Here is a 2,785-nt window from a genome sequence, read left to right on the forward strand (position 1 = left end):
ATGCTTACAGCAGTAACCGGTATTAACTGGGGCGATGAAGGAAAAGGACGTGTGATCGATCTTCTTGCAGAGCAGGCAGATGTGGTTGTCCGCTACCAGGGCGGAAACAATGCAGGTCACACAGTGGTAACCACCCAGGGCAAATTCGTTTTAAATCTTCTCCCCTCTGGTATTTTACATCCAGGTGTGGTGTGCGTCCTCGGGGACGGAATGGTGGTTGACCTGGAACATCTTTCCCAGGAAATCCATGAAATAGAGAAAAAAGGAATCCGGGTAACACCGGATCATCTGAAACTTTCAAAACGTGCTACAGTCTCCATGCCATGGCATAAGGTGCAGGATGAGTTAGAAGAAAACAGACTTGCAAAGACAGGAAGTGCCTTTGGTTCTACCCGCCGTGGAATCGCCTATGCATACAGTGACAAGTACCGTAAAAAAACACTTCGCCTGGGAGATCTCCTTCATTTAAAAGAGGATTCCGTAAAAGCCAGATTAAAAACCATGCTGGAGGCAAAGAACCTGGAGCTTGCAGGCTGTTATCATCAGGAGCCAATGTCCTACCCTGCACTCCTTACCTGGTGTGAGGAACAGGCTGAACTGTTTGGTCCCTATATTGCAGACACCGGGGAATATCTGGAACAGGCAGTGTCAGAGGGCAAAAAGGTGGTACTGGAAGCCCAGCTTGGAGCCATGAGGGACATTGATTACGGTATTTTCCCCTATACCTCAAGTTCCTCTACCATTTCTGCCTATGGTCCCATTGGTGCCGGAATCCCTGGAAAATCCCTGGATCACGTAATTGGCGTTTTAAAAGCGTATTCCACCTGTGTTGGCGCAGGTCCTTTTGTGGCAGAACATGCCATGTCCGATGACTGGGAAGAAGCGTTGCGGAAAGCTGGCGGTGAATATGGTGCTGCCACCGGTCGTCCCAGAAGGATAGGTCCCTTTGATGCCGTAGCCAGCCGCTATGGGTTAAAATGCCAGAATGCAGATAAGATCGCTTTGACAAAAATGGATGTCTTAAGTTCCATGAAAGAGATTCCTGTGATCACAGGCTATAAACGTGACGGTGTTATAGTAACCGATTTTGATCCTATGGATGAACTGGATAGTTATACCTCTGTAGTAGAAATGCTTCCAGGATGGAAATGCGATATTTCGGGCTGCCGGACCTATGAAGAGCTTCCGGAGAATGCAAAAGCTTACATTCGTATCCTGGAGCAGCTTCTGAACCATGAAATCCAGTTTATTTCCGTCGGAGCCAGACGGGATCAGTTTTTAACAAAAGGAGCCTGGTTATGAGACATTTGATCGATCCACTTAATTTTACCCTTGAAGAAACTACAAAAGTTCTGGATCTGGCTGACCGCATTGCAGAAAGTCCAGAAGTGTACAGCCATGTGGCAGATGGGAAAAAGATTGCCACTCTTTTTTACGAACCAAGTACCAGAACCCGTCTTTCCTTTGAATCTGCCATGTTAAGCCTTGGCGGAAAATCCCTTGGCTTTGCAGGTGCTGAACAGTCCAGTGCCACAAAAGGAGAAACGGTAGCCGATACTGCCCGGGTGGTAAGCTGCTATGCAGATATCATTGCAATGCGGCATCCCAAGGAAGGCGCTCCCCTTCGCGCTTCCATGTATGCCACAGTGCCGGTAATCAATGCCGGGGATGGCGGACATAATCATCCTACCCAGACATTGATCGACCTTATGACCATCCGCCAGAGAAAAGGTCATCTGGATCACCTGACAGTTGGTTTTTGCGGTGACTTGAAATTTGGAAGAACCGTACACTCCCTTGTAAACAGTCTGGTACGTCATCCAGAAAATGAGTTTTACTTCATCTCCCCGGAAGAGCTTAAAATCCCGGATTACGTAATTGAAGAGACCTTAAAGCCTAACCATTCTTTTTACAAAGAGGTTACCAGCCTGGAGGAAACACTTCCCAAACTGGACATACTCTATATGACAAGGGTTCAGAAAGAGCGTTTCTTTAACGAAGAAGATTATGTCCGGTTAAAGGAACAGGATCCAAGAGCCGCTTATTTTGACCAGGTACAAAACGGAAAATATATCCGTATGGCACTTATTATGGCGCTGCTTGAAATCCCGGATCCGCTGACAGGAAGGACGGTGCTGTAATGTTAAAGATTGAATCTATCCAAAATGGAATTGTGATCGACCATATCCCGGCTGGAAAAGGAATGGATATTTACAAGCTAGGGCTTACAGAGCCTGAGCGTCTTGAAGTCCTTGGTTATTTAAACGATGGAGTCACTTTGATCGTAATTCGCGATGGAAAGGTGGTAAAAAAATATCATCCTGTTCCGCCAAGAACTTTAAAAAATGTAATCAAATGCAAAAATCCCCGCTGCATTACCAGTACGGAAGCAAACTGCGAGCACATCTTCAAATTGTCCTCCAGTGGAAAATATAGATGTATTTACTGCAACCAGGAAGCTTCCCTCTTAAGATAGAAACTACCAAACCCTCCCTTGTATGTCGCTTAAGAGGAAAATACCCTTTAGGTTTATTTCTATTCCTAAAGGGTATTTAAAAAAATATTTAAATGCATTAGCAGTCATGGCAATAATAGGGATCGTCTTTGCCAGTTCATGGGAACTTCTGCGGATTGCTTTCGTTGCCTCATAGCCATTCATAACCGTCATCTGCAAATAAAGTCGCATACAAGGATCCAATCACACCCACACCATAAATCAATATTCTCATAAGAAACATTCCTCTTACCCCAGTGCCACATCCAGGATCATCATCAAACTAAATCC

General features: G+C 45.5%; 3 protein-coding genes. All 3 read left to right on the forward strand.

Translation table 11 applies throughout. The annotated features are described in order from the left end of the window. Positions 1-1,302 (forward strand): adenylosuccinate synthase (locus PGQ38_RS19125; protein ID WP_118584206.1); only part of this gene is annotated, 1,302 nt, incomplete at its 5' end. Continuing rightward, positions 1,299-2,141, forward strand: a complete 843-nt coding sequence (pyrB, locus tag PGQ38_RS19130) for an aspartate carbamoyltransferase (protein ID WP_270433145.1) — start codon at positions 1,299-1,301, stop codon at positions 2,139-2,141. The genes PGQ38_RS19125 and pyrB, both read left to right, overlap by 4 nt. After that, positions 2,141-2,476, forward strand: coding sequence for an aspartate carbamoyltransferase regulatory subunit (locus PGQ38_RS19135; RefSeq protein ID WP_270433148.1), 336 nt, complete (start codon positions 2,141-2,143; stop codon positions 2,474-2,476). The genes pyrB and PGQ38_RS19135 overlap by 1 nt, the downstream gene beginning before the upstream one ends. Positions 2,477-2,785: the final 309 nt, after the last annotated feature.

The organism is Blautia faecis (assembly GCF_027662325.1).
In the GTDB taxonomy this organism is placed as follows: Bacteria; Bacillota; Clostridia; order Lachnospirales; family Lachnospiraceae; genus Blautia_A; species Blautia_A faecis.

What these genes read in the sequence shown, in the direction of transcription:
- pyrB (WP_270433145.1), top strand. Translation starts at nt 1,299, where the DNA reads ATGAGACATTTGATCGATCCACTTAATTTTACCCTTGAAGAAACTACA.
- PGQ38_RS19135 (WP_270433148.1), top strand. Translation starts at nt 2,141, where the DNA reads ATGTTAAAGATTGAATCTATCCAAAATGGAATTGTGATCGACCATATC.